A 23,787-nucleotide genomic window follows, 5' to 3' on the forward strand; every position below is an offset into this window, starting at 1 on the left:
GTATCCCGGAAGTTTTAGGTCGAGAAACAAACCAACTGCTAAGAGATGTTATTTTTTTTTCAATACTCATTTACAGGATGAAATCAGTCCAATCAGAAGTAAATATAATTAAAATTAAGATAGAAAAGCAGCAATTAACAGTTTAAGAAACAGGATGAGGAATAAAATAAAAAAAGCCCTGCAGAACAGAGCTTTTTGTGACCTCGACAGGATTCAAACCTGTAACCTTCTGAGCCGTAATCAGATGCGCTATTCAGTTGCGCCACGAGGCCGTTGTTTAATCGGGTGCAAATATAGGAAGAAATGCGTAACTTGCAAATCAAAATCAAATAAAAATTAGAAAAAAATGTCGTTACAGCAGTACATCCGTGATATTCAGGATTTTCCGAAAACAGGAATTGTTTTTAAAGATATTACGCCCCTTTTATTGAGTCCCGAAGCCACCAGAGAATGTTTGGCATTATTAATCAGTAGTTTAGGCGAAAAAAAGATTGATAAAGTAGTAGGAGTGGAGAGCCGCGGCTTTTTCTTTGCCACACTGTTGGCACACGAATTGAATGCGGGTTTTATACCGGTGCGGAAACCTAAAAAATTACCATTTTCAACGATTTCCGCTTCTTATGCATTAGAATACGGTACCGATACACTGGAAATTCATACCGACGCCATCCAAAAAGGCGACAGAGTTTTAATTCACGATGATGTTTTAGCAACCGGCGGAACCGCTAAAGCCGTTTGCGAATTGGTTGAAAAACTCGGAGGCGAAATCGTACAGTGTAACTTTCTGATGGAATTATCGTTTCTTAACGGAAGAGAAAAACTTGAGAATAAAGAAATTTTTGCGGCAATGACTTATTAGTCGACAGTGTTTAGTAAACAGTTGGGGTTACAAGTTATTTTTCCTTCATAACAATTTAGTCCAATGCTCTTGTGGTAATGTAATAGCGCCAGGCGATTATGGCTTTCTGCCAGTTTTTGGCTTTGGCTAAATCCAGACGTTGTTTGGTGAAACTCGGTAAAATCAGTTTGTTTATTTTAGCTAATATTTTGAACATAAATCACTTATTTGCCGCAAAGGTATAAAAAAAGACCGCTTTCAGTAGCGGTCTTTGTATTTAGGCTTTTTTGTTTTTTAAATCAGCTTTTGCTTTTTCGAGTTCGGCTTTGGCTTTTTCCATTTCGGCTTTGGCTTTCATCATTTCTTCTTTTGCCTTCATCATTTCTTCTCGCGCACTTTCCATTTCCGGTTGTGCTTCTCTCATTCGAATCTTAGCTCTTTCCATTTCCGGACGCATTTCTTCCCTATGCTTTCTTGCTTTTTCCATGTGGATTTTTGCTCCATCCATTGCCTCTTTTCTGATTTTTTCGATTTCTTTTCTCGAAATCACCATGTTGCCGTCTTCATCTTTTAAAATGAAATCTTTTGGACCTTTTTCGCCTTTTGGTCCTTTAGTGTCGAAGGAGAACGTAAAAGCTTTTTCCATGTCTTTAAAATCCATGTCGCCCAACATATCTTCGCTTACTTTTTCGCCGTTAATCCAAACTTCTTTTTTACCGTCTTTCTCTTTTACAACGATACTTTTTTTCATTGTTCTTGGAGTTTTTGGAGGTTTTGGCGCACCTGGAACGCCTTCTGTTTCGGGTGTTTCCGGAACTTCGGGAACATCAAAGTCGAAGTCAAAATCGTCGGCCCAAACGAAAGCATCATCGTCACCATCTATGATAACACTCATCTCTTCACTGTCGTCGTTTAAGTGTTTGAAGGCTTTGATTTTTGCCAAACCTTCTCTCGGTCCTCTTTCTTTCGGAGCGCCAAAACCAATGGCTCCCTTGCCGTTTTCGTCCATTTCTTTGAAGAAACGAATCGGCTGGATTGGAGCATCACCGGAGACCTGAGTTGTTCCTTTTTGGCCGTCTTTGTCTTTAAAATCCACTTTAACAGCGGTAATTTCTCCTTTGCTGTTTCGTTTGATTTTGGAAACTTTCAAGGTAACACCGAATTCGTTTTTAAGCATTTCGATGTTTTTTTTAATGGCTGCATCCGATGAATTTTTGTCGATAACCACGGAAACAACTTTTTTGTTTTGCGTTCTGCTTTCCACTTTCGGAGCAGATTTTTCCTGAGCCAGCACTTTAGTCTGAAACTGGAACATGAATAAGGCCAGTAAAGGCAATACTGCGAAATACTTCCACGAGTTTTTCTTGTCGGATTGATTTCTGTTTAACATAACAATTCGTTTTTTGATTAATGATTGATAAAAAGGATTGGTGATTGCAATGCACTGCGACTGCATTGTTACTTTTAATAAAGTTTTCTGATAACTTTTTACGTCTTCGATGTTTTTGGTAGCTTCCGCATCGGCAATGAATTCAAGGTTTTGCGCAATGGCTTTTTTGTACAGCCATACAATCGGGTTGAACCAGAATGCGATGCAGAAAATCTGGGCGATCATCATGTCCCAGGAATGTTTCTGGGCGCTGTGAACCTGTTCGTGCTGTAAAATATTCTCCAGTTCGTCTTCTTTTAAAACCGAAGAATTGTACACGATGTAATTAAAGAAAGAGAACGGTGATTGTACTTTATCCGTATCCACGAAATAGAAATCATTGCGTTTGATGGCTTTTGGATTTTTCAGCAATTGTTTAACGGCAAAACAGTCCACCAAGAACTTCAGCAGGAAAACCGCAATTCCGATGCCGTACAACACCGCAGCCACCATAAGCCAGTTAATCTCAAAACCCGATTCTTCCGCCGGAACGTAAGCAGTAAGCGGAATATCCGAATACTCATAAACCGACGCCGGATCTACCCAAATCACTTTCGTGTACGTAATGAACGGCAAAACCATCGAGGTGACTAACCCGGCCAGCAAAAACCAACGGTTCGAATTGAAAAACGTTTCTTTTCGAAGAAATACAAAGTAAGCGAGATAGAAAACTCCCATCAGGGCACTTACTTTAAGCAGATAAATTCCAAAAGCTTCCATAGGCTTTATTTTTTCTGTTCAATCATTTCTAAAATTTCGCGTAATTCTTTAGCGCTGATTTTTTCTTCTTTCGCAAAAAAGGAAACCATGCTTTTATAGGAGTTATTGAAATAATTTTCAATGGCAGTATTCATAAAACCTTTACGGTAATCTTCCTTCGATACAATAGGGTAGTACTGGTGCGTGTTCCCGAAGGCATTGTGCCCCACATAGCCTTTTTCTTCCAAGTTGCGGATAATCGTAGAAAGCGTGTTGTAATGCGGCTGATCTTCCGTGATTTCAGCCAAAACCTCTTTTACGAACGCTTTTTGCAGCTTCCATAAAATGTGCATTACTTCTTCTTCTTTGTTGGTTAACTTTTGCATGATCTGTTCTTTACTTATTTTTTGGGCGTTACCACAAGGGTCGGGCTATCCGCTGTATCTTTTGCTGCACTTCGTTTCACAAAAGGATGCCGCTGCTATCCCTAACGCAAATTCGGCTTTCATTCAAGCACAAAACAAACGTACAACTATATTTTTAGTTACACAACTATTTTTTTAGTTGAATAACGAAATTTATAGTTTTATTAACATAATTGGTGAGAAGGGAGAAGGGAAAAGGGAAAAGTGAAAGGATATTGAAATTAGATGTTTTCTTTAAGTAAAATGCGTTGTAACCAAACGGCGCAGCCTACGGCAAATACTGCCAAAGTCGCCATAAAAAACCAATTTACGGTATACCCGAATTGAGCAATAATTCCCATACCGGTTTTGGAACTCATGATGTGCGCCAGACTGAAACTCATGGTGTAAAGTGCCATGTATCTTCCTTCGTGGCCTTTTGGCGCGCGGCTCATCGCAAAGGAATTCGAGAACGGGAACGCGAACATTTCCCCAAAAGTCACAAACAGTATGCTTACAATTAAAATCCCGACCCAAAAATCAATAAGCAGCAAATAATAACTGATGGCCATAAACAAAGCGCCATACATTACAATTTTTACTTTGTCGGTTTTTTTACGTTCGAAGTAGCTTACAATCGGCATTTCCAAAAAGAAAATCATTAGTCCGTTGAACGACATCAGTAGTCCGGTCTGGAATTCCGTCAGGGCAAACTGCTCGTGATGATACAGCGGTAAAGTGGTAAACAGCTGGAAGAAAACCATCGCAGTAGTAAAACTGATAAACAGGAAAATCCAAAACGGTTTATCCTGAAACACGGATTTGCGCTTGGTATCTCCAATCGCATCAAGATGTACTGTTTCTTTTTTCTTTTCTTTCACCAACAAAGCAAAAATCAGAATGGAAACAATGCAGCTCGTGCCGTCAACCCAAAACAATCCTTTGTAGCCAATGCTCATAATAATAAGACCGCCCATCGCCGGACCGGCTGCAAAGCCTAAATTTACGGCCAAACGAACTAAGGTCAAAGCGCGGGTTCTGTTCTCCGGTTTGGCGTAGACACCTAACGAAACGAACATCGCCGGTCGGAACATATCCGCAATAATCATAATGGAAAACATCGCCAGACAAAGTCCTTCAAATGTTTTGATGAACTGTATCACAAAAAACAATAGACCGCTGGTAAACAAGCTGAATATCATTATTTTATAGAATCCTATTTTATCTGATAGTTTACCTCCTAACCAGGAGCCAATCATCGATCCGAAGCCAAAACAAACCATCACCCAACCCACTTGTTCATAGGAAAAATGCAGGTCTTCTTTCAGGTATTTGGAAAGAAAAGGCAACACCATCGTACCGGCACGATTAATGAACGTAATCAGGGTAAGAATCCAAATCTCACGGGAAAAACCGCGAAAGTTGTTGACGTATCGGTTAAAGGCATTGACAAGCATCGGGAGGAAAATTAAAGTGCAAAGGTACAAACTAAGCCGTGGTTTAAAGGTAACGATTTGCGTTGTTAGCTGTTAAATTGTTGTGAATTTTTTTAGCCTGAATTTTAACTACTTTTGCATAAAATCAGTTTGTATGAAAAAGATCCTTTTGATGCTTTTGTTACCGGTAGCGGTTTCGGCACAATGTTCCGTAGAAATTTCGAAAGCGTTTCAGAATCAGTTAAATAAAGAATATGCCGATGAAAAGGAAAGTCCTTTAAAAAAGGAAGATTTGGTGCATTTCTCAGGCCTTGATTTTTACGACATCAACGGTGAATTTTGCGTGGAAGCCAGACTCACACGCACACCGAAAGAAAAGCCGTTTGTGATGCCTACATCGGGAACAAGAAAACCGTTATATGTGAAGTACGGCGAACTGGAGTTTATGTTGCAGGGTAAAAAGTGCAATCTGAACGTTTACCGAAACATCGAGCTTTCCAAAATGGAAAAATTCAAAAACCATCTGTTTTTACCGTTTACCGATTTAACCAGCGGCGTGGAAAGTTACGGCGGCGGTCGCTACATCGATTTGGAAGCTACCGACAAAGACACCGTGATAATCGATTTCAATCAGGCATATAACCCGTATTGTGCTTATAATGAGGGGTATTCTTGCCCGATTCCGCCAAAAGAAAATGATTTACTGGTGGAAGTTAGAGCCGGAGTGAAGAAGTTTCATGATTAGGGTTTGCGTTGAGTAAAGGCAAGAAATGGACTCATAGTATGAGGAATATTTTGATATTGATAGTAATTTTCCGGGGCTTAGTACTACTTGGTCAGGAAAACAGAGTTAATTCATCAGGCAATGTGCTGGACCATATTATTGCCAAACGGGCGAATGCAGGGGGAGAAATTGAAATTATAGAAAAGCCGGTTGCTAAAATTATCGATTATCATTTAGCCAAAATTATTCATACAAAAGACAGGGTATTTGTTAATAATGATGAAGGAAAAAAGGCATCTATAAAACTAACAGAGAAGGAACGGGATTCAATAATAAGTGCTTTGCGGAGAGAACTGAAATTATTTTGGAAACCGAACGATTTTCATTATCCGTTGGCAGGAACCAATAAAGACGGCTATTTAATTCACAAGCGTATTACCCGTTTGTTGCTAACACATCCGATTTTTCTTCGCAATAATGAAATTACCGTAGTCTTGTTTGGAACGTACAATACCAATACAACCTATGGGCATTCCGATTTAGCTATTTATAAAAAAATGAAAGATGTCTGGACGATGTGGATACCGATAAGTTCCCGAACAGATGGTGAAAAATAATCAATAATGAAATTCAACCTCCACACCCATAAAAGTACCCATCAGGAAAATGTCTTGGAAATTGTCAATCAGTATCCTAATGAATTTGATAAGGATGTAAAATTCTTTTCCATTGGAATTCATCCTTGGTACATCGATTTGGATAATTTGGAAGAACATATGCATACAATTGAAGAAAAGCTACAATTGAAGAACTGCCTGGCTTTAGGTGAATGCGGATTAGACAAACGAATCGAAACACCTTTGGACATCCAGACGGAAGTTTTCGAAAAACAATTGCACTTGGCGATACAATACCAAAAACCTGTAATTTTGCACTGCGTTTCCGCGTATCAGGAAGTCATCGAAATCAAAAAACGCCTGAAAATTGAAGTTCCGATGGTAATTCATGGCTTTTCCAAAAACGGGCAGGTGGCCAAATCGTTGCTGGACAATGGTTTTTACCTGTCGTTTGGGAAGTATTTGTTGCGAAATCCTGAATTAGCGTCGGTTTTTGAACAGGTTCCGGACAACCGTTTTTTTCTGGAAACCGATACAATTGAAGAAAGCATCCAAGATGTTTACATAAAAGCCGCATCCATAAAGAAAAAAGATGTGGAACAGATTATCGAAGATAATTTTAAGTTAGTTTTTAACCCGTAGTGGTCAGACCGGTTTTTCGACCGGAAGCGCACTGCAAAAAATGTTTTAAAATGGCAGAATGGACCGAAAGAGCCGAATTATTATTTAAAAAAGAAGGATTAGAAAAATTAAAGAATTCCAATGTTCTGGTTGTGGGAATGGGCGGTGTAGGCTCGTTTGCAGCGGAATTCATCGCACGTGCAGGCGTTGGAAAAATGACGATTGTGGACGGAGACACGGTAGATATTACCAACATCAACCGACAATTGCCGGCTTTGCATTCCACAGTGGGACAGCCGAAAGTGAAAATTGTGGGTGACCGTTTAATGGACATTAATCCGGAATTGCAATTAACACGCGTTCAGGAGTTTTTATCGCCGGAAAGAGCTTTCGAACTGGTAACTCCAGAGTTCGATTACGTTTTGGATTGCATTGACAGCATCACGCCAAAGTTGAATTTGATTTTGGCCGCAAAGCGTAAAAGAGTGCGTATTATAAGCAATATGGGTGCCGGCGGGAAGATGCTGGCCAGTAAAGTGGTGGTTCGGGATATCAGTAAAACCGATGTTTGTCCGTTGGCGAAAGTAATCCGTAAACGATTGAAAAAAGAAGGCATTTCAAGTGGCGTAAAAGCGGTATTTTCAGTAGAGAAACCTGATCAGAGCAGTTTAAAAATGACCGACGGAAGCAACTTCAAAAAATCGTTCTTCGGAACAAACAGCTGGATGCCGGCTTTATTTGGCTTGCACGCAGCAGAAACCGTAATCAAGCAATTGCTGAAAAACGATTAATGGATTGCTAAAAATAACAGAAACAAAAAAGTCCCGTTTTCGGGACTTTTTTTATGGTTGAACTTTTGTTGAATCGCTTGACGTTACGGCTGCCGGCTGAACGGGTTTAGCCTTTTCCACTATAGGAATATAAATTTCCGTAATCCATTCTGAAGGTTTGCGCGTTTGTTTGGTTCCGACTTTGTAAACTTCGATGTATTTGCCGTATGCGTTTTCTTTCCAGTGATTTTTGGCAATTTCCGCGTATGCTTTATCCCAGGCTTTCTTGCTGTGTGAGTAGTCGCCTTTGAGAGTGGTTTTCAGGGCTAAATACGAATTAAATCTTCCGCCGGAAATGTCGCTGCCTTCCGAAGTGTAAATTTCCTGTTCAATCGGTAAGCAAACGGAGAATGAAACGATTCCGCGGACTTCGTCATAAGTGTCATAAATCGCAAAAGGCGATCCTGTAACGGTTATTTTATTATCGTCGGCGAATTTTGTAATGTTTCGCATCAGTACTCCCATGTTGTTTGACAGGGAAGTTATTTTACAGGTGATAGACTGTTTGATGTAATTTTCCCCCGATTTGCGAACTAATCCGTTAACGGTTACGGAGTAATTTTTAAGTTCTTGAACGAGAATATTATCGATGTTGTCCAGTCCTTTTTCGAACATTGGCGCCATCATGTTTTCCACACCTCCGCTAAACATGGCGAAGGCTTTCATCATGAAATCCATTTTACCTTTCATACGCCAGGTTACTTTGGTACCGCTGTTTACTTTCTGGAATCCCCAGATGATATCGGAGGCATCGCTGTCTTCAAAATAAATTTTCTGGAAAATACTGTCGTTTTGAGTGGTCTGAACGGTATTCATTTTTCCGGTACCTTCTTTTCCGACCCATGAAAAAGATGCGCCGGCTCCTTTAGTTTTTCCCGGATAGGTGTATTGAATGGTTTTATCTTCTTCGGCCCAAGGTCCCCAGTCTTCCCAGTTTCGGTATTCGTCAATATAGTTAAATACAACCTGCTGGTCGATGGCAATTACTTTACTTCGCTGAATATCAAAATCACTGCTCTGCGTTGCAATGTATACGGAAACCGCAACGGCAGCCAAAAGAATTAAAAGAAATATATATTTTACGATACGCATAATTTTACTAATTATGATAAGTTCTCAAAAATACAATATTATTCCTTGAGATAGGCCTTAATTATGAATAAAATTCCTATAAAAAGCAAAAAGAAGAACAAAATCCACAAACTTCCTTTGTAGTGAATCCTGTGTAACGACAAATCTTTACGGTAAACATAAATCATAACGCTCACAAAAGCGATTACGAAAAAAAGGGCAAAATACAATTGGCCTGTTGAAAACATGGTTTGAAAATTTATACAAAATTAGTTTTTTGAATTTTCTTTTTAATTAATTTCCTCACAAAATTTCAGACTATGCAAAAACAACTCAATTCGGTAAAAGAATTCCACGAAGCCTTTGGTTTAGGCGTGAGTTTTTCACCCAAAGGACATTTAGGAGAACAGAAAAACATGTTGCGTTTTAACCTGATGAAGGAGGAAAACGAAGAATACCTGGAAGCGGTTCAAAACGACGATATCGTTGAAATAGCCGATGCTTTGGGCGATATGCTGTATATCTTGTGCGGAACTATTTTAGAACACGGTCTGCAACATAAAATAGAAGAAGTTTTCGACGAAATTCAGCGCAGCAACATGAGTAAATTAGGCGAAGACGGGAAACCGATTTACCGTGAAGACGGTAAAGTCATGAAAGGGCCAAATTATTTTAAGCCGAATTTTGAGGCGATTTTGGGGTAGAAGTGAGAAGTGAGAAGTGATAGGATGTGTTATCACACTTTAATTTAATAAAAAAACTCCTAAATTTCTTTAGGAGTTTTTTGTATTGTAAACTGTGACTGAAAACTAAACTTTTACGGTCCAGCCGAAAGTATCAGTGTCCAGTTTGTGTTGGATATTCGTTAATTTCTCCTTGATGATTGCGGCGAATGAGTTCTCAAGCTTAGGCAATTCATAATAGGTGTCCTGATAGGAGAAACCTGCAATCGGGTTCACTACAGCTGCGGTTCCGGCTCCGAAAATTTCTTTTAAAGTTCCGTTTTTAGCGGCTTCCACGATTTCTGAAACCAAAACCGGACGTACTTCAACGTTGATGCCTAGGGTTGGTGCCAATTCTACGATACTTTTACGGGTAACACCATCCAGAATTCTTTCACTGGTAGGAGCGGTGTAAAGTGTATCGTTGATGCGGAAGAAAACGTTCATGGTTCCTGCTTCCTCCAGTTTTGTATGAGTGGCGTCATCGGTCCAGATTACCTGCTGAAACCCTTTTTCATTGGCTAATTTGGTTGGATAAAATTGTCCTGAGTAGTTTCCTGCTGCTTTTGCCGCTCCGATACCTCCGTTGGCTGCACGGCTGTAATGGTCTGCAATTACCACTTTCACCTCACCTGAATAATATGCTTTGGCAGGTGATAAAATCACGCAAAAGCGGTATTCGTTTGAAGGCGAAGCGATTACGCCTTGACCTGTAGCTATCATGAACGGACGGATATATAAAGTGTTTCCTTTTCCTTTTTTAACCCAGTCTTTTTCAACTTCCAGTAGTTTGTGCAAACCACCTAAGAAAACTTCTTCCGGAACTTCAGGCATTGCCAAACGAACCGCCGATTTGTTAAAGCGTTCAAAATTCTGGTCCGGACGGAACAACCATACATCATCGTTGTCATCTTTGTAAGCTTTCATACCTTCAAAAATGGCCTGTCCGTAATGGAAAACGCGCGATGAAGGATCCATGGTGAAAGATTCATACGGCATGATTACGGGTTGATCCCAGGCGCCGTCATGATAGTCGCAAACCAGCATATGGTCTGTAAAAACATTTCCGAACGTAAGATTTTCAAAATCAACTGAATTGATTTTACTTTCTTTTGCAGTAACTACTTTAATGTTACTTGATGTGGTTAATTCCATTTAAATTCAATAATTAATGTGCTGTAACATTAACGTGTTGATTATCAGTTTAAAAAATCTATTTTAACCTAAATAAAAAACCAGTTGTGTCATTGCAAATCTAATAAAAAATCCAACCTATTTGTGCCGCTTTGAAAAAATAACAGATTTACTTACATATCTATTAATTTGTTTCCGAATTCTCAATAAATAATTTGTTTTGTTCCGATTTTGTTATGCGAATTAAAAAAAGTATAAAGTCGGATTTACATTCAAATTAAATTTGTTTCTTTGAAAATCCATTTTTAAAAAAGTAAAACCTATACCAAAATGAAAAGAATTGTACTTTTGGGCTTAACACTTGCCTTATTTAGCTGTAACAAAAAGCAGGAAGAAGTTAAAAATGAAGCTGTTGCCGAAAAAACAAACTACGCCGTTTTCGGAGACAGTATTACCGATACAGAAGCGTTAACCAGCGCAGAAATGATGGCGAAGTTTAAAGAAATGAAGGAAGAAGATACGCTAAATGTGAAATTCAAATCGAAAATTAACGGGGTTTGTCAAAAGAAAGGTTGCTGGATGACAATGGATTTAGGAGAAGAAAAAGAAGCCTTTGTGAAATTTAAAGACTATGCTTTTTTTGTACCGATGAATGCTGCCAATCAGGATGCGGTTATCAGCGGAAAAGCGTTCGTAAGCGTTGAATCGGTTGAAGAACAAAAGCATTATGCAAAAGATGCCGGTAAATCGCAGGCGACCATTGACAGTATCACGGAACCGAAAATCACGTATTCTTTCATGGCTGACGGTGTGTTAATCAGTAAATAATGAAAAGTAATGAAAAAGGTATTCGTTTTTTTGGTCACTGCTGTCCTGACTTTTTCTTGCGGTAAGAAGGAAGAAAATAAAGGAGAAGAGACCACTGCTGTCAAAGAAGAAAAGCAGTTTGAGATGTATGAAATGTCTGAAATGGCCGCTTTGATGGAACAGATGTATGTAGACAATCAACGTCTGAAAGAGCGCATTAAAGCCGGTGATACCATTGGGCAGTTTCCGTCACATTTCATGAGAATACACAGTGCCGTGATGACGGACAAGCAGGAAAACGACGCTTTTTTCAAAGAACAGGCGGCTAATTTTATCAAAGCTCAGGAACTGATTTATAAAGATCCCGCAAATGCAAAGAAACATTTTAATAACGGCGTGGATGCCTGTATCAAATGTCACGAAGTAAAATGCGGCGGACCCATTCCGAGAATTAAAAAACTTTATATTGAATAAAAAATCGTGAAACGCAAGATTATCCAAACGGCAGACGGTTCTTCTTCTTTGATAGTGGAAGACTGGGGGGAAACCTATCATTCCCGTCACGGTGCCATTCAGGAAGCCAAACACGTATTCATACAAAACGGACTGTCACTTTTCAAAGAACAGTCCGTTGCTGTTTTAGAGATTGGCTTCGGAACCGGTTTAAATGCTTTCATAACCTTTTTGGAAGCGGAAAAACGACAGCTTAAAATTGATTATGTCGGTGTTGAAGCGTATCCTATTTTAAAAGAAGAAGCCGAAAAACTCAATTATGTAACGCAACTCGAAGCAAATCAGTATGTTGCTCAGTTTGAATTGATGCATACTTCGGAATGGGGTGTGAGTACAACTATTTCGGACCATTTCAGTTTAACAAAAAGACAACAATACTTTAACGAAATAAGCGATGAAAACCGCTTTGATTTGATTTACTTTGACGCATTCGGTTTTCAGTATCAGCCGGAACTCTGGTCGGTGGAAATTTTCAGGAAAATGTTTGTAGCGTTAAAACCTAACGGCATATTGGTTACTTATGCCTGCAGAGGTCCTATTAAAAGAGCGATGCAGGAAGCAGGTTTCACAACCAGAAAATTGGCCGGGCCTCCCGGGAAACGCGAAATGCTCAGGGCTGAAAAAATAATAACATAATGTGTTAAAAAAGTTTGACAAGTATTTTTTTATCTTAAATTCTGTAAACATAATTGTGTAATCTGATATTTTTTTTATAAATTTATCACACGTTCTCCACTAGATTAATCATTCAAAATAAAGTTAACAACTATGCCAAGAGTTATGTATGCTTACACTAAGTCTATTTTAGAAAGAGTAAGTTTCGACCCAAAACTATTTTGTAAAGAGTTGGAAAAAGCAGTTAAGATTCTTCTTCCTTATGAATTGGAACAATTAACGGAATGGCTTTTAAGTTTTACAAAAGAAAAACCTGAGTTAAGACAATGTTTAATTTACATCAATCAATAATTTATTAGGAGCCAAGCGCTCCTTTTTTTATTTTAACAACTTTGATTTATGTAAATAAAATCGTTATTATTTCGGTGTTTTTAGCAGTTAATCGATTAAAAAAGTAGTTAAACGATAAAAAAAGTTATAAATTGTTTGTATTATCACAATCATTTATTTAATTTTACTCAACGTTCTTACAATGAGTTAACTAAAATTTGGATTGACTATGCCTCGAATGATTTATGATTACACGAAATCCGTTTTGGAAAGAGTGAGTTTTGACCCCTTATTGTTCATGAAAGAATTGAAAAAAGCTGTTAAGAGTTTATTACCCTATGAAATAGAGCAATTAACAAAATGGTTGTTCTATTTTACAGCGGAGAAACCACAATTAAAGCCCTGTTTATCAGTCTTGAGTGAAGCTTAACCAAAGTAAGTATTAACTAACTAACCAACCAAAAATAAAGGAACCAACCGGTTCCTTTATTTTTTTTGCAGCGGACTGATAATCTGAACGTTGTGAAAAGCAATGGCACCTTTTACAACGCCTGATATGGTACTTCTCAATGCATCAATAATGTGCAGTTTGAGTTCTTTTTTCGGAAAAATTAGGCTGACTTCTCTTGCCGGCCTCGGTTCTTTAAAATGTCTTAGTTTCAGTTTGTCTTTCTCTTTTAAATCTAAAGTGTGCAGGTAGGGCAGTAAGGTAAAGCCCAATCCTTCATCGGCAAGTTTTACCAATGTTTCAAAACTGCCGCTTTCTATCTGAAAGTGATTGCTGCGAATTTGGTTGGCGTTTTTGCACAGGTTCAGAATTCCGTCTCTGAAGCAATGTCCGTCCTGCAGTAACAGCACATTTTCCAGATCCAGATCATCAATTTCAATTTCGGTTTTATGGTAATTGGGATGATTTTCAGGAAAATAACCAACAAACGGCTCATAATACAAAACCACTTCTTTAATGGAATCTTCCTCCAAAGGCGTAGCTGCAATAGCCGCATCCAACTGGCCGTTTTTTAGTCGTTTGATGATTTCGTCCGTCGTAAGTTCTTCAATAATCAAATTGATTTTCGGGTACTTTTTTACGAAGTTATTCAGAAACATCGGGAGCAATGTCGGCATGACTGTCGGAATGATGCCTATTTTGAAATCACCGCCAAAATACCCTTTCTGCTGATCCACAATATCTTTTATCCGGTCGGATTCGTTAACGATGCTCCGGGCCTGTTCCACAATTTTTTCGCCGATTTCGGTTAGCTGAATCGGTTTCTTGCTGCGGTCAAAAATCTGAATATCAAGTTCTTCCTCCAGCTTTTGAATCTGCATGCTTAACGTAGGTTGGGTAACAAAACACTTTTCGGCTGCTAAAGTGAAATTTTTATGTTCAGCCACCGCTAAAACGTAATATAATTGTGTAATGGTCATTGTATAGGAATTTTCGATAAAAATATAAAATCAATCGATTATAATTATACTCTTGCGGTTTAAAAATCAATAATTTTGTAAAACATTAACGATTAAATGCTACTCAGATGAAAACAAACAGTTTAGGATTACCGGTTAAACAAGCACAGGTTTTAGCTGCCGAATTGAATATACTTTTAGCCAATTTTCAGGTATATTATCAGAACCTCAGAGGATTACATTGGAATATCAGAGGAAGACGTTTCTTCGATTTGCATCTGAAATTCGAGGAATTGTACAACGACAGTCAGCTGAAAATAGATTTAGTGGCCGAACGAATCCTGACGCTTGGCGGAACACCGTTGCATACATTCGAGGATTACATCAAAAACAAAAAGATTAAAGTCGGGAAAAACATTTCTAACGATGAAGAAGCCATTCAGCTTATCATCGCTTCCTTAACAGAATTGCTAAAAATCGAACGCGTAATTTTGAAGCAAGCGGCTGATATTGAAGACGAAGGAACCAATTCCATGATGAGCGACTTTATCTCCGAGCAGGAAAAAACCATGTGGATGATGAAAGCCTGGATGGAAGAAGAAATATAAAACTGATAAAAATGGCCTGAGAGCTATTAAAATAATCATAATAAGTTTTCAGGCTGTTTTTTAAATGTCTATTTTCGCAACATGAAATTTCTGGTAAACATAGTATTGTTTCTTTTTATCACTTTCCTGGCAACACCAACGATTATCAGTGTTTTGGAAGAAAGTGTAGATACTTCTGTTGTTTACACATATTCGGAAGAGGAAATTCACAAAGAAGTGAAAGAAATTCCCATGAACATCGGAGAAATACTTCAAATTCCGATGGTGCCTTCTCTTCAAAAATCTACAGTTATTAATACAGAAAACGAACAGAAACACGACAACGTTTCTGAAGAGATTTTCTCCCCGCCTCCCGAACTGGTATAATACATCAAGACTTTAATTGCGTTGAAATTCCTGGAGTTTCAACAGGTTTATTGTATTATATTTTATCGGATTATGACAAAAAAAACAAATATTTTTGGTCACCTCAAATCGGATTTTGCATCGGGTTTGGTGGTCTTCCTTGTGGCATTGCCTTTGTGTTTAGGTATTGCCATGGCTTCCGGAGCGCCTTTATTTTCCGGAATTATCGCAGGTGTCGTTGGCGGAATTGTTGTGGGATATCTGAGTAAATCCCACGTAAGTGTTTCCGGTCCTGCCGCGGGTTTAACAGCCATCGTATTAACCGCCATTACAGAATTTGGCGCTTTTAATATTTTTCTGACAGCTGTATTGCTGGCCGGGATTCTTCAGCTTATTTTAGGTTTTGTTAAAGCGGGAAGCATTTCGAATTATTTTCCCAACAATGTAATTGAAGGAATGTTAGCCGGTATCGGAGTCATTATCATCCTGAAACAGTTGCCCCACGCCGTTGGCTATGATGCAGATTATGAAGGAGATATAGCTTTTGCGCAAGCTGATGGCAGCAATACTTTTTCCACTTTATTAGGTGCTTTGGATTACGTTCAGTTGGGAGCAATCATCATCACGCTTATTTCGCTAGCCATTTTAATTGCCTGGGATAAAGTTCCTTTCCTGAAAAAATTAAAACTGATTCCGGGTGCTTTGGTGGCTGTAACAGTGGGCGTAATTCTGAATGAATTATTTATTGCAAGCGGAAGTCCGTTAGCCATTGCAAAGGAACATTTGGTTGCTTTACCGGTTCCGACCTCGTTAGAAGATTTTCAGAACATTTTAGTACTTCCGGATTTTACCGCCATAACCAATCCTAAGGTTTGGATAGTGGGGTTAACGATTGCGATTGTAGCTTCGATTGAAAGTTTGTTGTGTATTGAAGCCGCCGACCGTTTGGATCCGCAGAAACGCTTCACCGACACCAATAACGAATTACGTGCACAGGGAATCGGTAACATTGTAAGTTCGCTTTTAGGCGGTTTGCCAATGACTTCGGTTGTGGTGCGTACCTCAGCGAATGTAAATGCCGGAGCCAAAACAAAAATGTCGGCCATTGTTCATGGGGCATTACTTTTGGTTAGTGTATTGGTTATTCCTGTCATTCTGAACAAAATACCGTTGGCAACTTTAGCCGCAGTATTGTTGCTGGTCGGATACAAATTGGCCAAACCGTCAACAATTATGCACTTCTGGCACAAAGGAAAATATCAGTTTATTCCTTTTGCGGCAACACTTTTAGCAGTGGTTTTCCTCGATTTGTTAAAAGGCGTGGCGTTAGGAATGATCATCAGTATTATTTTCGTTTTAAGAGGAAATCTGAAACGCGCTTACTATTTCCGCAAAGAAGAGTACGAGGACGGCGACATCATCCACATCGATTTGGCTCAGGAAGTTTCGTTCTTAAATAAAGCCGCTATCAAATTGACGCTGAACAATCTTCCGGAAAATTCCAATGTGATTATCAATGCTTCGGATACTGTGTACATTGCGCACGACGTCATCGATTTAATTAAAGAATTCAAACAGATTAATGCCGTCGAGAAGCATATCGATGTGACGTTAATCGGTTTCAAGGAAGCTTATGAACTGGACAATACGAACTATGAAAACAACCACGTATTTCTGGAACACGATGCCCTGATTAAGTACAGAACTAATTCGATTTCCTCACATAAAGAAGCTATTGAGGAACTAACAGCAAATTAAATAGTAACATTCGTCAATTTAACGTAAATTCGCCACTTGTTGGGATTGTTAAATTGACTGACAATACAACAAGTAAAATTATGGTAATGAGTGATTTTTATAAAAAAATATTAGACAACAATAAAAAGTGGGTAGAAGAAAAACTGGCCATTGATAAGGACTATTTTAAGGATTTGGCCAAAGGTCAGGAACCGCCGCTTTTGTGGATTGGCTGTTCTGACAGTCGTGTACCGGCTAACGAAATTATCGGAGCAGCACCGGGCGAAGTTTTTGTGCACCGCAACATTGCCAACATGGTAATTCACACAGACATGAATATGCTGAGTGTGCTGGATTATGCCGTAAATGCCTTGAAAATCAAACATATTATCGTTTGCGGACATTACGGTTGTGGTGGTGTGAAAGCCGCTATGGGGAATGATTCTATCGGTATTATCGACAACTGGATCCGTCATATTAAAGATGTTTACAGACATCATAAATTGTATCTGGATTCTATTCTGGATGAGAAAGAACGCTTTAACAAGTTTGTGGAGCTGAACGTAAAAGAACAGGTTTTCGATTTAGCCAAAACTTCCATTGTTCAGAATGCCTGGAGATTAGGTCAGGAGTTAAGCCTGCACGGTTGGGTTTACGGATTGAATTCCGGCTACGTAACCGATCTGAATGTAAACATCAATTCCAATGATCAGCTTGACGAAGTGTACCAATTGAAATTCTAAAGTTTTAAATAAAAAAATCCGCTTTTTCAGCGGATTTTTTTATTCTGTATCAATATCTAAATTTTCATTAAAAGCAGACGGTAAAAGCTGCGGGATGAATTTTATCAGAATCGGTAACAGCAAGCCGCCTCCGGGTAACAGGAAAATGGTTAACGACGGAATGCTTTTGCAGATGTCCAGCAACTGTTTTTTCATTTTCTTTTTCTCCTTATCCGACAAATCGCGTTGGGTGGAGTAGGCGATAAGTTTCATCAGTTCACCGCTTTCCATGATTTCTTTTACCAGACGGTTTTTGTTCCGGGTAAGCAAAATCTGGACGTTCTGCGTCGTCTGATCGTAAAAATGTTTTACCGGATTCGAATATTTGAAATACGGGATTTCCTGTTTGTATTTGTGGATGAAATCGTCAATCGATTCAATGCTTTGGATGGCGTAACCTCTGTCAATTTCCAGTAAATCAGATAGTTTGAAAAGGAAATCGCTTTCTTTCTGTTCCAGAATACCGTCACTCCACATTGCCATACCGGCCATATCCAAAAGGTAATTTTTCTCCAGATTTGAGGCAAAATACTCTAATTCAAGCATTTCAATATTCTCAACATTAATTTTAGAGAATTTGGAATACCGAACTGATGATTCAAACAATTTAATGAGCAAATCGTCGTAATTGGATTTTACCGTTTTGGTTTTCAGCGCCAACGAAACAATACTGATAATCGTCTCTTCCAGTTTTTTCAGATAATTGACCGGAATTTCCTTGTGCAAAAGATATTGTCGAAATGCCAGAACATCCATAAAAAGCAGGGCATTGGTCAGGATATGTGAAAAGTTCTTGCTAATGATGTTGTCGTTTGTCTGCACGCGTTCGTCAATCATTTCTTCCAGGCGATGACTGGCTGAGGCTTCCGGCAACATTTTCTTCAGTAGGTTAAAACCTTCCGGGTTCATCTGTTTGTAAAATCCGTTGGCTTTTTCGATAAAATCTTTCGGATTGCCGTCGTGTGTAATCAGACCAAAAACGCCGTAAAGCGTATTAAGCAAAGCAACTTTGGTGATTTCCTGCGTTGTCCAGCCTTTGGTATTGATGGGTTTGTCTGTGTCGAATTCGACCGTGTGTCCGTAAATAAAACCGGTGTGGCGAACGTTCAGATAAAACTCCTTCGAATAGATAACAACAGGCAACGGCAGAGGTTGTTGCTGCAAAAAGAATTTGTCAATCCATCCGTTTGTTGAAGGGTTAATCATCTCGCTCAATTATACTGCAAAGCTAAATTATTTTCCGTTTCAGATACAAGTTTAGCGGTAAGTTTTCGGTAATTATTGGCGGGATTTCAGGTTGGCCGCACAAAGTTTTACGATTTCGGCTATGCGCGTTTTACGGGTTTCTTCGCGTTTGGCATGATTCAGCCAATACAAATAGCTTTTGCGATAGGAAAAACTGAAGTTTAAAAAGTTCTCAAAGGCTTTTTTATTCTTATTGAACGCTTTCTGCAAATCTTCCGGAATAACCAAATCTTCCACATGATCCAGGGAATTCCAGGAGCCGTTTTGTTTGGCTATTTCAATTTTTTTCAAACCGCTTTCGTGCATCAGATTTTCGGCAATCAGTTTTTCGATGTAGTTTTTGTTGACTTTGCTCCAGACACTTTTGTCTTTTCTGGGACCGAAAACTTGTTTACGGCGTTCTTCATCAATTTTTCGGACGGTAGAATCAATCCAGCCGTAGCAAAGTGCTACCTGAACAGCTTCTTCCCACCGCATGCTTTCGGATTCACTTCCGACTTTATAAAAAATCAGTTCGATTCCTTTTGAAGTGTTGTGGTTTTCATGTAACCAGTTGCGCCATTCTTCAGCATTTTTGAAATAATGAAGTTCTTTTTCTTTCAAAATACTTTATTTTCATGGAAGTGTTTGATTTTCCTCATCATCCATAATTTCTTCATCGCTTTCCGGATTTGAATAATATCGTTGCAGTTTAGCAATCTGATTTTGTCTGTTAAAACGCTCATCAAAAAAGTAGGCGATAATAAAACTTAACATCCATATAATCAACAATATAATTTTTTCTTTGTCAAAGAAATTAGAGTCGATAATTGAAGCAAGTATACAAAAGATAAAGCCCGTCCAGGAATAATAACAAGCTTGTTTTAGTTTTAAAACATAGCCATCCTCATAAAAATTTCGTCGTAACGGAAAATTCAGGAACGGTAACCATATAAAGAAAAAGATTAATTTCTGAAAGAAAGACAGGTCATTAACTATATTCTTCTGAATAAAAGTATTGAATTCTTTTATTTTCGTGTTTTTATAGGCTTTAATGTCATCTTCATCAAGTTTTCTTTTTGAAATTTCTTCTAAAGCGACAGCAATTGCCAATTCGGTATAGCTGAATTTGTTTTCTATTATGTCTAACAGTTCCTTGTTGGATAATTCAGCATATCGTTTTTCAAGTTCTTCTTTGGTTACCATTGCACAGTTACAATATTTATTTGATAATCGCCGTACAGGCTACACGACCACCCGCATTTCCGGTAGGTTGCGTTGTAAAATCGTCTTGCCCTTGATGGACAATAATGGCTTTTCCTAAAACGTCTTTGGTTTCATCCCCACAGCCAATGCACCATTCGTCTGTGGTTAAAGTGATTTTTCCGTTTCCGTTGGCATCTGCCGTGAAGTTTCCGATATCGCCTTTATGATATTCATCAGAACCCCATTTGCCGTGTTTTTTGAATGTGGGATTCCAATGCCCGCCTGCTGAAGTCGCATCTGCTGCAGAACAATCTGATTTTTCATGGATGTGGATGGCGTGAACTCCCGGAGTTAACCCTGAAATGTTAGCTGTAAAAGTCACTTTGCCGCCTTTTTCTGAAAACACAACCGTTCCGGAAGTTGTGGTTCCGCTTTTTGGTTCTAAGGCTATTTTTAATTCATTTGGTTTGTTTTCGGTTTTTGTTTTACAACCAACCGTTGTTAAGGCGATTATTCCGCATGCAAATAAGATGGTTTTTTTCATGATTCCTTTTTCTTTCAAATTTACAGAAATTTTACACAATTTGTCTGTTAAAAAAACATAAAAAACCGCCCCCACATTTTACTGCAAGAGCGGCTTTTAAACAAACTAAACCAAAATTTTATTGCATCTGTTAAAAGCAATAAGCGTTCTCTGCTACTAATTTGGCAGCGATGGTTTCACGTAACGCTACTACATTAGGCATATTTGTGTATTTTGTAAAACGGCGCAATCCCATTAACATCATGCGTTGTTCGTCGCCTTCGGCAAAAGAAACGATTCCTTCTTTTCCTTTCTGTGCGATGATGTCAACGGCGTGGTATAAGTACAATTGCGCCATTGCGATTTGTTCTTTTACATTAGCTTCTCCTTTGGATTTAGCTAATTTTTCAGTTCTTAAAATTGCAGATTCCGCCATGTAGATTTCGATTAACATATCGGCAGCTGCCATTAACAACTGTTGATGTGCTTCTAAATCCGGACCGTATTTCTGTACAGCCGAACCGGCAACCATTAAGAAGGCTTTTTTCAGTTTTCCGATTAATTCTTTTTCTTCTGCAAATAATTCGGAATAATCCGGAGTGTCGAAAGACGGAATTCCCATTAATTCTTCTGCAACTTTCATCGCAGGACCTAATAAATCCACATGGCCTTTCATGGCTTTTTTGATTAACATTCCTACGGAAAGCATACGGTTAATTTCATTCGTGCCTTCGTAAATACGGGCAATACGGGCATCTCTCCAGGCGGATTCCATCGGGGTATCTTCCGAGAATCCCATACCACCGAAGATTTGGATACCTTCGTCGGAACAGTTTTGGATGTCTTCAGAAACCGCTACTTTTAAGATAGAACATTCGATGGCGAATTCTTCAACTCCTTTTAATTCCGCTTCCTGATGCGAATTTCCTTCCGCAACACGGGCGTTGATTCTTTCCTCAATACTTCCTCCGGCACGGTACGAAGCACTTTCACCTGCATATGCTGAAGCTGCCATTTCAGCTAATTTAGCACGGATGGCACCGAAATTGGCAATAGGCGTGTTGAACTGCATTCTCTCGTTAGCATATTTCACGGCTCCGGAAATGGTTCTTCTCTGAGCGTCCAGACAAGCAGCCGCTAATTTGATACGGCCCACATTCAAAGCGTTCATAGCGATTTTGAAACCTTCACCGCGACCCGCTAACATGTTTTCTACCGGAACAATGGTGTCGTTGAAGAAAACCTGACGGGTAGAAGAGGAGCGGATTCCCAATTTGTGTTCTTCCTCACCAAGCGTGATTCCGTTTGGATTGGCCGGATCGTATTCCACGATGAAACCGGTGATGTTTTTATCGTCTTCAATTCTGGCGAAAACAATCATTAAGTGACAGAAACCTGCGTTGGAAATCCACATTTTCTGTCCGTTGATTTTGTAGGTTTTACCGTCTGCAGAAAGTTCCGCTTTGGTTTTTCCTGAATTAGCATCAGAACCAGCGCCAGGTTCCGTTAAACAGTACGAACCGAACCATTCTCCCGAAGCCAATTTCGGAACGTATTTTTTCTTTTGTTCTTCCGTACCGTACAAAGTGATTGGCATGGTTCCAATTCCGGTATGCGCACCGAAAGCTGTTGAAAACGAACCTGTTGCGCCGGAAATGTAGTCGCAGGTTAACATCGTGTTTACGAAGCCCATGCCCAAACCGCCGTATTCTTCCGGAACGGCTACGCCTAAGAAACCAAGTTCTCCGGCTTTTTTCATACACTCTTCGGTGTAAGCGTAATCTTTTTTCTCAAATTTATCTTTGTGAGCCCATAATTCTTTGTCTACGAATTCTTTAACAGAATCGCGCATCATGATTTGCTCTTCGTTGAAATCTTCAGGTGTGAAAACGTTTTCGCATTTTGTTTCCTTAACCAAAAACTGTCCACCTCTTGTAATATCTTCCATAACTTAAAATATTTTGTTCTTTGACTGACTTAATTATAGTAATTCATAGATTCCTGCGGTTCCCTGTCCGGTTCCCACACACATGGTAACCATTCCGTATTTGCTGCCGCGACGTTTCATTTCGTCGAATAACTGCACGGAAAGTTTTGCTCCGGTACAGCCCAGCGGGTGACCCAATGCAATAGCACCTCCGTTTACGTTTATGATATCAGGGTTCAATCCCAATTCACGAATTACAGCTAACGATTGCGATGCAAAAGCCTCATTCAATTCGATTAATTCGATGTCTTTCAGTTGTAAACCGGCTTGTTTTACGGCTTTCGGAATTGCTTTAACCGGTCCGATTCCCATAATTCTCGGTTCCACTCCGGCCGAAGCGAAGTTTACCAGACGGGCAATGGGCTCCAGATTTAATTCTTTTACCATTTCTTCCGACATTACCATTACGAATGCCGCACCGTCACTCATTTGAGAGGAGTTACCGGCAGTTACGGAACCATCCGCTGCGAATACCGGGCGAAGTTTATTTAAAGCTGCAACGTTGGTATCTGCTCTTGGGCCTTCGTCTTTGGTTACGGTATAGGATTTGGTTTCTTTTTTGCCGTTTTCGTTGATGAATGTGTGCTCAACGGTAATCGGAACGATTTGTTTGTCGAATTTACCTTCCGCCTGAGCTTTCAAAGCTTTCACGTGGGAATTGTAGGCAAACTCATCCTGATCTTCACGGGAAACGTTGAATTGTTTGGCAACCGCTTCGGCTGTTAAGCCCATTCCCCAGTAATAATCCTCGTGACCTGCTGCGGCCGCTTTATAATCCGGAGTTGGTTTGTAACCGCCCATCGGGATATAACTCATGCTTTCCGCTCCACCGGCGATGATGCAATGTGCCATTCCGGCCTGGATTTTAGCTGTCGCCATTCCGATTGTTTCCAGTCCTGAGGCACAGTAACGGTTTACGGTAACGCCCGGAACATCGTCAATTTTCAGTCCCATTAAAGAAATCAAACGACCTACGTTTAAGCCTTGTTCGGCTTCCGGCATGGCGTTTCCAACCATTACGTCGTCGATTCGGGTTTTGTCGAAATTTGGCAGTTCGTTCATCAGGTATTCGATGGTTTCGGCTGCTAATTCGTCCGGTCTTTTAAAACGGAACACGCCTTTTGGGGCTTTACCCACTGCGGTTCGGTATGCTTTAACTATATATGCTGTTTTCATTG

General features: G+C 39.4%; 28 protein-coding genes and 1 tRNA gene. 15 read left to right on the plus strand and 14 right to left on the minus strand.

Annotated elements, in window-relative coordinates; genetic code table 11:
• Positions 1–198: 198 nt before the first annotated feature.
• Positions 199–272 (minus strand) — tRNA-Arg (locus tag G498_RS0103635).
• 74 nt (positions 273–346) lie between these two features.
• Here G498_RS0103635 and G498_RS0103640 point away from each other — a divergent pair.
• The gene (locus G498_RS0103640) at positions 347–859 is read left to right on the plus strand and encodes an adenine phosphoribosyltransferase (RefSeq protein ID WP_026979908.1); all 513 of its coding nucleotides are present in this window, start codon (positions 347–349) and stop codon (positions 857–859) included.
• Positions 860–914: 55 nt separating this feature from the next.
• On the opposite strand, the gene G498_RS0103645 is transcribed toward G498_RS0103640, so the two are convergent.
• From G498_RS0103645 to G498_RS0103665, 4 genes are all read right to left on the minus strand, one after another.
• Entirely contained in the window at positions 915–1,055 is a 141-nt protein-coding gene (locus G498_RS0103645) for a hypothetical protein (RefSeq protein ID WP_026979909.1), read from the minus strand.
• Positions 1,056–1,115: 60 nt separating this feature from the next.
• Positions 1,116–2,987 (minus strand): M56 family metallopeptidase, encoded by a 1,872-nt coding sequence (locus tag G498_RS15340; protein ID WP_051269688.1) that lies wholly within the window; start codon positions 2,985–2,987, stop codon positions 1,116–1,118.
• A gap of 5 nt (positions 2,988–2,992) precedes the next feature.
• Positions 2,993–3,352 carry a BlaI/MecI/CopY family transcriptional regulator gene (locus G498_RS0103655; RefSeq protein ID WP_026979910.1) on the minus strand — a complete coding sequence of 120 codons (360 nt, stop codon included), beginning with the start codon at positions 3,350–3,352 and terminating at the stop codon, positions 2,993–2,995.
• Between the two features lie 260 nt (positions 3,353–3,612).
• Positions 3,613–4,827: an MDR family MFS transporter gene (locus G498_RS0103665; RefSeq protein WP_026979912.1), complete on the minus strand. Its 1,215-nt coding sequence runs from the start codon at positions 4,825–4,827 to the stop codon at positions 3,613–3,615.
• A 133-nt stretch (positions 4,828–4,960) separates the two neighbouring features.
• Between G498_RS0103665 and G498_RS0103670 the strand changes: the two genes are divergently transcribed.
• Genes G498_RS0103670 through G498_RS0103685 form a run of 4 tightly spaced genes read left to right on the plus strand, consistent with a single transcriptional unit; the run spans position 4,961 to position 7,559 of the window.
• Positions 4,961–5,551: a DUF1684 domain-containing protein gene (locus tag G498_RS0103670; protein WP_026979913.1), complete on the plus strand. Its 591-nt coding sequence runs from the start codon at positions 4,961–4,963 to the stop codon at positions 5,549–5,551.
• Positions 5,552–5,589: 38 nt separating this feature from the next.
• A complete protein-coding gene (locus G498_RS0103675) occupies positions 5,590–6,147 on the plus strand; it encodes a hypothetical protein (protein WP_026979914.1) in 558 nt (185 codons plus the stop codon).
• A 6-nt stretch (positions 6,148–6,153) separates the two neighbouring features.
• A complete protein-coding gene (locus tag G498_RS0103680; RefSeq protein ID WP_026979915.1) occupies positions 6,154–6,789 on the plus strand; it encodes a TatD family hydrolase in 636 nt (211 codons plus the stop codon).
• Between the two features lie 50 nt (positions 6,790–6,839).
• Complete coding sequence (locus tag G498_RS0103685; RefSeq protein WP_026979916.1) at positions 6,840–7,559, plus strand: tRNA threonylcarbamoyladenosine dehydratase; 720 nt, start codon at positions 6,840–6,842, stop codon at positions 7,557–7,559.
• 51 nt (positions 7,560–7,610) lie between these two features.
• On the opposite strand, the gene G498_RS14625 is transcribed toward G498_RS0103685, so the two are convergent.
• Positions 7,611–8,690 (minus strand): SRPBCC family protein, encoded by a 1,080-nt coding sequence (locus G498_RS14625; RefSeq protein WP_051269691.1) that lies wholly within the window; start codon positions 8,688–8,690, stop codon positions 7,611–7,613.
• 299 nt (positions 8,691–8,989) lie between these two features.
• On the opposite strand from G498_RS14625, the gene G498_RS0103700 reads away from it, so the two are divergent.
• Entirely contained in the window at positions 8,990–9,373 is a 384-nt protein-coding gene (locus G498_RS0103700) for a pyrophosphohydrolase domain-containing protein (protein WP_026979918.1), read from the plus strand.
• A gap of 105 nt (positions 9,374–9,478) precedes the next feature.
• On the opposite strand, the gene G498_RS0103705 is transcribed toward G498_RS0103700, so the two are convergent.
• Positions 9,479–10,546, minus strand: a complete 1,068-nt coding sequence (locus G498_RS0103705) for a branched-chain amino acid aminotransferase (RefSeq protein ID WP_026979919.1) — start codon at positions 10,544–10,546, stop codon at positions 9,479–9,481.
• Between the two features lie 309 nt (positions 10,547–10,855).
• Here G498_RS0103705 and G498_RS0103710 point away from each other — a divergent pair, with 309 nt between their 5' ends.
• The 5 genes from G498_RS0103710 to G498_RS15945 all read left to right on the plus strand — a co-directional run bounded on the left by G498_RS0103710 (position 10,856) and on the right by G498_RS15945 (position 13,220).
• Positions 10,856–11,353 (plus strand): DUF4920 domain-containing protein, encoded by a 498-nt coding sequence (locus G498_RS0103710; protein ID WP_026979920.1) that lies wholly within the window; start codon positions 10,856–10,858, stop codon positions 11,351–11,353.
• A 9-nt stretch (positions 11,354–11,362) separates the two neighbouring features.
• On the plus strand, positions 11,363–11,806 hold the full coding sequence (locus tag G498_RS0103715; protein ID WP_026979921.1) for a hypothetical protein: 444 nt from the start codon (positions 11,363–11,365) through the stop codon (positions 11,804–11,806).
• 6 nt (positions 11,807–11,812) lie between these two features.
• On the plus strand, positions 11,813–12,481 hold the full coding sequence (mnmD, locus tag G498_RS0103720; protein ID WP_026979922.1) for a tRNA (5-methylaminomethyl-2-thiouridine)(34)-methyltransferase MnmD: 669 nt from the start codon (positions 11,813–11,815) through the stop codon (positions 12,479–12,481).
• Between the two features lie 132 nt (positions 12,482–12,613).
• Positions 12,614–12,811 (plus strand): hypothetical protein, encoded by a 198-nt coding sequence (locus G498_RS0103725; RefSeq protein ID WP_026979923.1) that lies wholly within the window; start codon positions 12,614–12,616, stop codon positions 12,809–12,811.
• Positions 12,812–13,019: 208 nt separating this feature from the next.
• Positions 13,020–13,220, plus strand: a complete 201-nt coding sequence (locus tag G498_RS15945) for a hypothetical protein (RefSeq protein ID WP_026979924.1) — start codon at positions 13,020–13,022, stop codon at positions 13,218–13,220.
• Positions 13,221–13,276: 56 nt separating this feature from the next.
• Here G498_RS15945 and G498_RS0103735 read toward each other — a convergent pair whose 3' ends face one another.
• Complete coding sequence (locus G498_RS0103735; RefSeq protein ID WP_026979925.1) at positions 13,277–14,218, minus strand: LysR substrate-binding domain-containing protein; 942 nt, start codon at positions 14,216–14,218, stop codon at positions 13,277–13,279.
• A 107-nt stretch (positions 14,219–14,325) separates the two neighbouring features.
• On the opposite strand from G498_RS0103735, the gene G498_RS0103740 reads away from it, so the two are divergent.
• From G498_RS0103740 to can, 4 genes are all read left to right on the plus strand, one after another.
• Positions 14,326–14,805: a Dps family protein gene (locus tag G498_RS0103740; RefSeq protein WP_026979926.1), complete on the plus strand. Its 480-nt coding sequence runs from the start codon at positions 14,326–14,328 to the stop codon at positions 14,803–14,805.
• An 81-nt stretch (positions 14,806–14,886) separates the two neighbouring features.
• A complete protein-coding gene (locus G498_RS0103745; RefSeq protein WP_026979927.1) occupies positions 14,887–15,171 on the plus strand; it encodes a hypothetical protein in 285 nt (94 codons plus the stop codon).
• A 72-nt stretch (positions 15,172–15,243) separates the two neighbouring features.
• On the plus strand, positions 15,244–16,908 hold the full coding sequence (locus tag G498_RS0103750) for a SulP family inorganic anion transporter (RefSeq protein WP_026979928.1): 1,665 nt from the start codon (positions 15,244–15,246) through the stop codon (positions 16,906–16,908).
• Positions 16,909–16,994: 86 nt separating this feature from the next.
• Complete coding sequence (can, locus tag G498_RS0103755; protein ID WP_026979929.1) at positions 16,995–17,630, plus strand: carbonate dehydratase; 636 nt, start codon at positions 16,995–16,997, stop codon at positions 17,628–17,630.
• Positions 17,631–17,669: 39 nt separating this feature from the next.
• Here the strand turns inward: can and G498_RS0103760 are convergent, their stop codons facing one another.
• The 6 genes from G498_RS0103760 to G498_RS0103785 form a co-directional block, all read right to left on the minus strand.
• Positions 17,670–18,875 carry an LETM1-related biofilm-associated protein gene (locus tag G498_RS0103760; RefSeq protein ID WP_026979930.1) on the minus strand — a complete coding sequence of 402 codons (1,206 nt, stop codon included), beginning with the start codon at positions 18,873–18,875 and terminating at the stop codon, positions 17,670–17,672.
• 72 nt (positions 18,876–18,947) lie between these two features.
• Positions 18,948–19,517: a YdeI/OmpD-associated family protein gene (locus tag G498_RS0103765; protein ID WP_026979931.1), complete on the minus strand. Its 570-nt coding sequence runs from the start codon at positions 19,515–19,517 to the stop codon at positions 18,948–18,950.
• 12 nt (positions 19,518–19,529) lie between these two features.
• A complete protein-coding gene (locus tag G498_RS0103770; RefSeq protein WP_026979932.1) occupies positions 19,530–20,099 on the minus strand; it encodes a hypothetical protein in 570 nt (189 codons plus the stop codon).
• A 16-nt stretch (positions 20,100–20,115) separates the two neighbouring features.
• Positions 20,116–20,643 (minus strand): superoxide dismutase family protein, encoded by a 528-nt coding sequence (locus tag G498_RS0103775; RefSeq protein WP_026979933.1) that lies wholly within the window; start codon positions 20,641–20,643, stop codon positions 20,116–20,118.
• Positions 20,644–20,773: 130 nt separating this feature from the next.
• A complete protein-coding gene (locus G498_RS0103780) occupies positions 20,774–22,570 on the minus strand; it encodes an acyl-CoA dehydrogenase family protein (protein ID WP_026979934.1) in 1,797 nt (598 codons plus the stop codon).
• A 33-nt stretch (positions 22,571–22,603) separates the two neighbouring features.
• A complete protein-coding gene (locus G498_RS0103785; protein ID WP_026979935.1) occupies positions 22,604–23,785 on the minus strand; it encodes an acetyl-CoA C-acyltransferase in 1,182 nt (393 codons plus the stop codon).
• Positions 23,786–23,787 lie beyond the last annotated feature (2 nt).

It is taken from the genome of Flavobacterium suncheonense GH29-5 = DSM 17707 (assembly GCF_000430025.1).
GTDB lineage: Bacteria > Bacteroidota > Bacteroidia > Flavobacteriales > Flavobacteriaceae > Flavobacterium > Flavobacterium suncheonense.

What these genes read in the sequence shown, in the direction of transcription:
- G498_RS0103785 (WP_026979935.1), bottom strand. Translation starts at nt 23,785, where the DNA reads ATGAAAACAGCATATATAGTTAAAGCATACCGAACCGCAGTGGGTAAA.
- G498_RS0103670 (WP_026979913.1), top strand. Translation starts at nt 4,961, where the DNA reads ATGAAAAAGATCCTTTTGATGCTTTTGTTACCGGTAGCGGTTTCGGCA.
- G498_RS0103640 (WP_026979908.1), top strand. Translation starts at nt 347, where the DNA reads ATGTCGTTACAGCAGTACATCCGTGATATTCAGGATTTTCCGAAAACA.
- G498_RS15340 (WP_051269688.1), bottom strand. Translation starts at nt 2,987, where the DNA reads ATGGAAGCTTTTGGAATTTATCTGCTTAAAGTAAGTGCCCTGATGGGA.
- G498_RS0103705 (WP_026979919.1), bottom strand. Translation starts at nt 10,546, where the DNA reads ATGGAATTAACCACATCAAGTAACATTAAAGTAGTTACTGCAAAAGAA.
- G498_RS0103775 (WP_026979933.1), bottom strand. Translation starts at nt 20,643, where the DNA reads ATGAAAAAAACCATCTTATTTGCATGCGGAATAATCGCCTTAACAACG.
- G498_RS0103745 (WP_026979927.1), top strand. Translation starts at nt 14,887, where the DNA reads ATGAAATTTCTGGTAAACATAGTATTGTTTCTTTTTATCACTTTCCTG.
- can (WP_026979929.1), top strand. Translation starts at nt 16,995, where the DNA reads ATGAGTGATTTTTATAAAAAAATATTAGACAACAATAAAAAGTGGGTA.
- G498_RS0103760 (WP_026979930.1), bottom strand. Translation starts at nt 18,875, where the DNA reads ATGATTAACCCTTCAACAAACGGATGGATTGACAAATTCTTTTTGCAG.
- G498_RS0103665 (WP_026979912.1), bottom strand. Translation starts at nt 4,827, where the DNA reads ATGCTTGTCAATGCCTTTAACCGATACGTCAACAACTTTCGCGGTTTT.
- G498_RS15945 (WP_026979924.1), top strand. Translation starts at nt 13,020, where the DNA reads ATGCCTCGAATGATTTATGATTACACGAAATCCGTTTTGGAAAGAGTG.
- G498_RS0103685 (WP_026979916.1), top strand. Translation starts at nt 6,840, where the DNA reads ATGGCAGAATGGACCGAAAGAGCCGAATTATTATTTAAAAAAGAAGGA.
- G498_RS0103710 (WP_026979920.1), top strand. Translation starts at nt 10,856, where the DNA reads ATGAAAAGAATTGTACTTTTGGGCTTAACACTTGCCTTATTTAGCTGT.
- G498_RS14625 (WP_051269691.1), bottom strand. Translation starts at nt 8,690, where the DNA reads ATGCGTATCGTAAAATATATATTTCTTTTAATTCTTTTGGCTGCCGTT.
- G498_RS0103735 (WP_026979925.1), bottom strand. Translation starts at nt 14,218, where the DNA reads ATGACCATTACACAATTATATTACGTTTTAGCGGTGGCTGAACATAAA.
- G498_RS0103655 (WP_026979910.1), bottom strand. Translation starts at nt 3,352, where the DNA reads ATGCAAAAGTTAACCAACAAAGAAGAAGAAGTAATGCACATTTTATGG.
- G498_RS0103675 (WP_026979914.1), top strand. Translation starts at nt 5,590, where the DNA reads ATGAGGAATATTTTGATATTGATAGTAATTTTCCGGGGCTTAGTACTA.
- G498_RS0103770 (WP_026979932.1), bottom strand. Translation starts at nt 20,099, where the DNA reads ATGGTAACCAAAGAAGAACTTGAAAAACGATATGCTGAATTATCCAAC.
- G498_RS0103715 (WP_026979921.1), top strand. Translation starts at nt 11,363, where the DNA reads ATGAAAAAGGTATTCGTTTTTTTGGTCACTGCTGTCCTGACTTTTTCT.
- G498_RS0103645 (WP_026979909.1), bottom strand. Translation starts at nt 1,055, where the DNA reads ATGTTCAAAATATTAGCTAAAATAAACAAACTGATTTTACCGAGTTTC.
- G498_RS0103700 (WP_026979918.1), top strand. Translation starts at nt 8,990, where the DNA reads ATGCAAAAACAACTCAATTCGGTAAAAGAATTCCACGAAGCCTTTGGT.
- G498_RS0103750 (WP_026979928.1), top strand. Translation starts at nt 15,244, where the DNA reads ATGACAAAAAAAACAAATATTTTTGGTCACCTCAAATCGGATTTTGCA.
- G498_RS0103740 (WP_026979926.1), top strand. Translation starts at nt 14,326, where the DNA reads ATGAAAACAAACAGTTTAGGATTACCGGTTAAACAAGCACAGGTTTTA.
- G498_RS0103680 (WP_026979915.1), top strand. Translation starts at nt 6,154, where the DNA reads ATGAAATTCAACCTCCACACCCATAAAAGTACCCATCAGGAAAATGTC.
- G498_RS0103725 (WP_026979923.1), top strand. Translation starts at nt 12,614, where the DNA reads ATGCCAAGAGTTATGTATGCTTACACTAAGTCTATTTTAGAAAGAGTA.
- G498_RS0103780 (WP_026979934.1), bottom strand. Translation starts at nt 22,570, where the DNA reads ATGGAAGATATTACAAGAGGTGGACAGTTTTTGGTTAAGGAAACAAAA.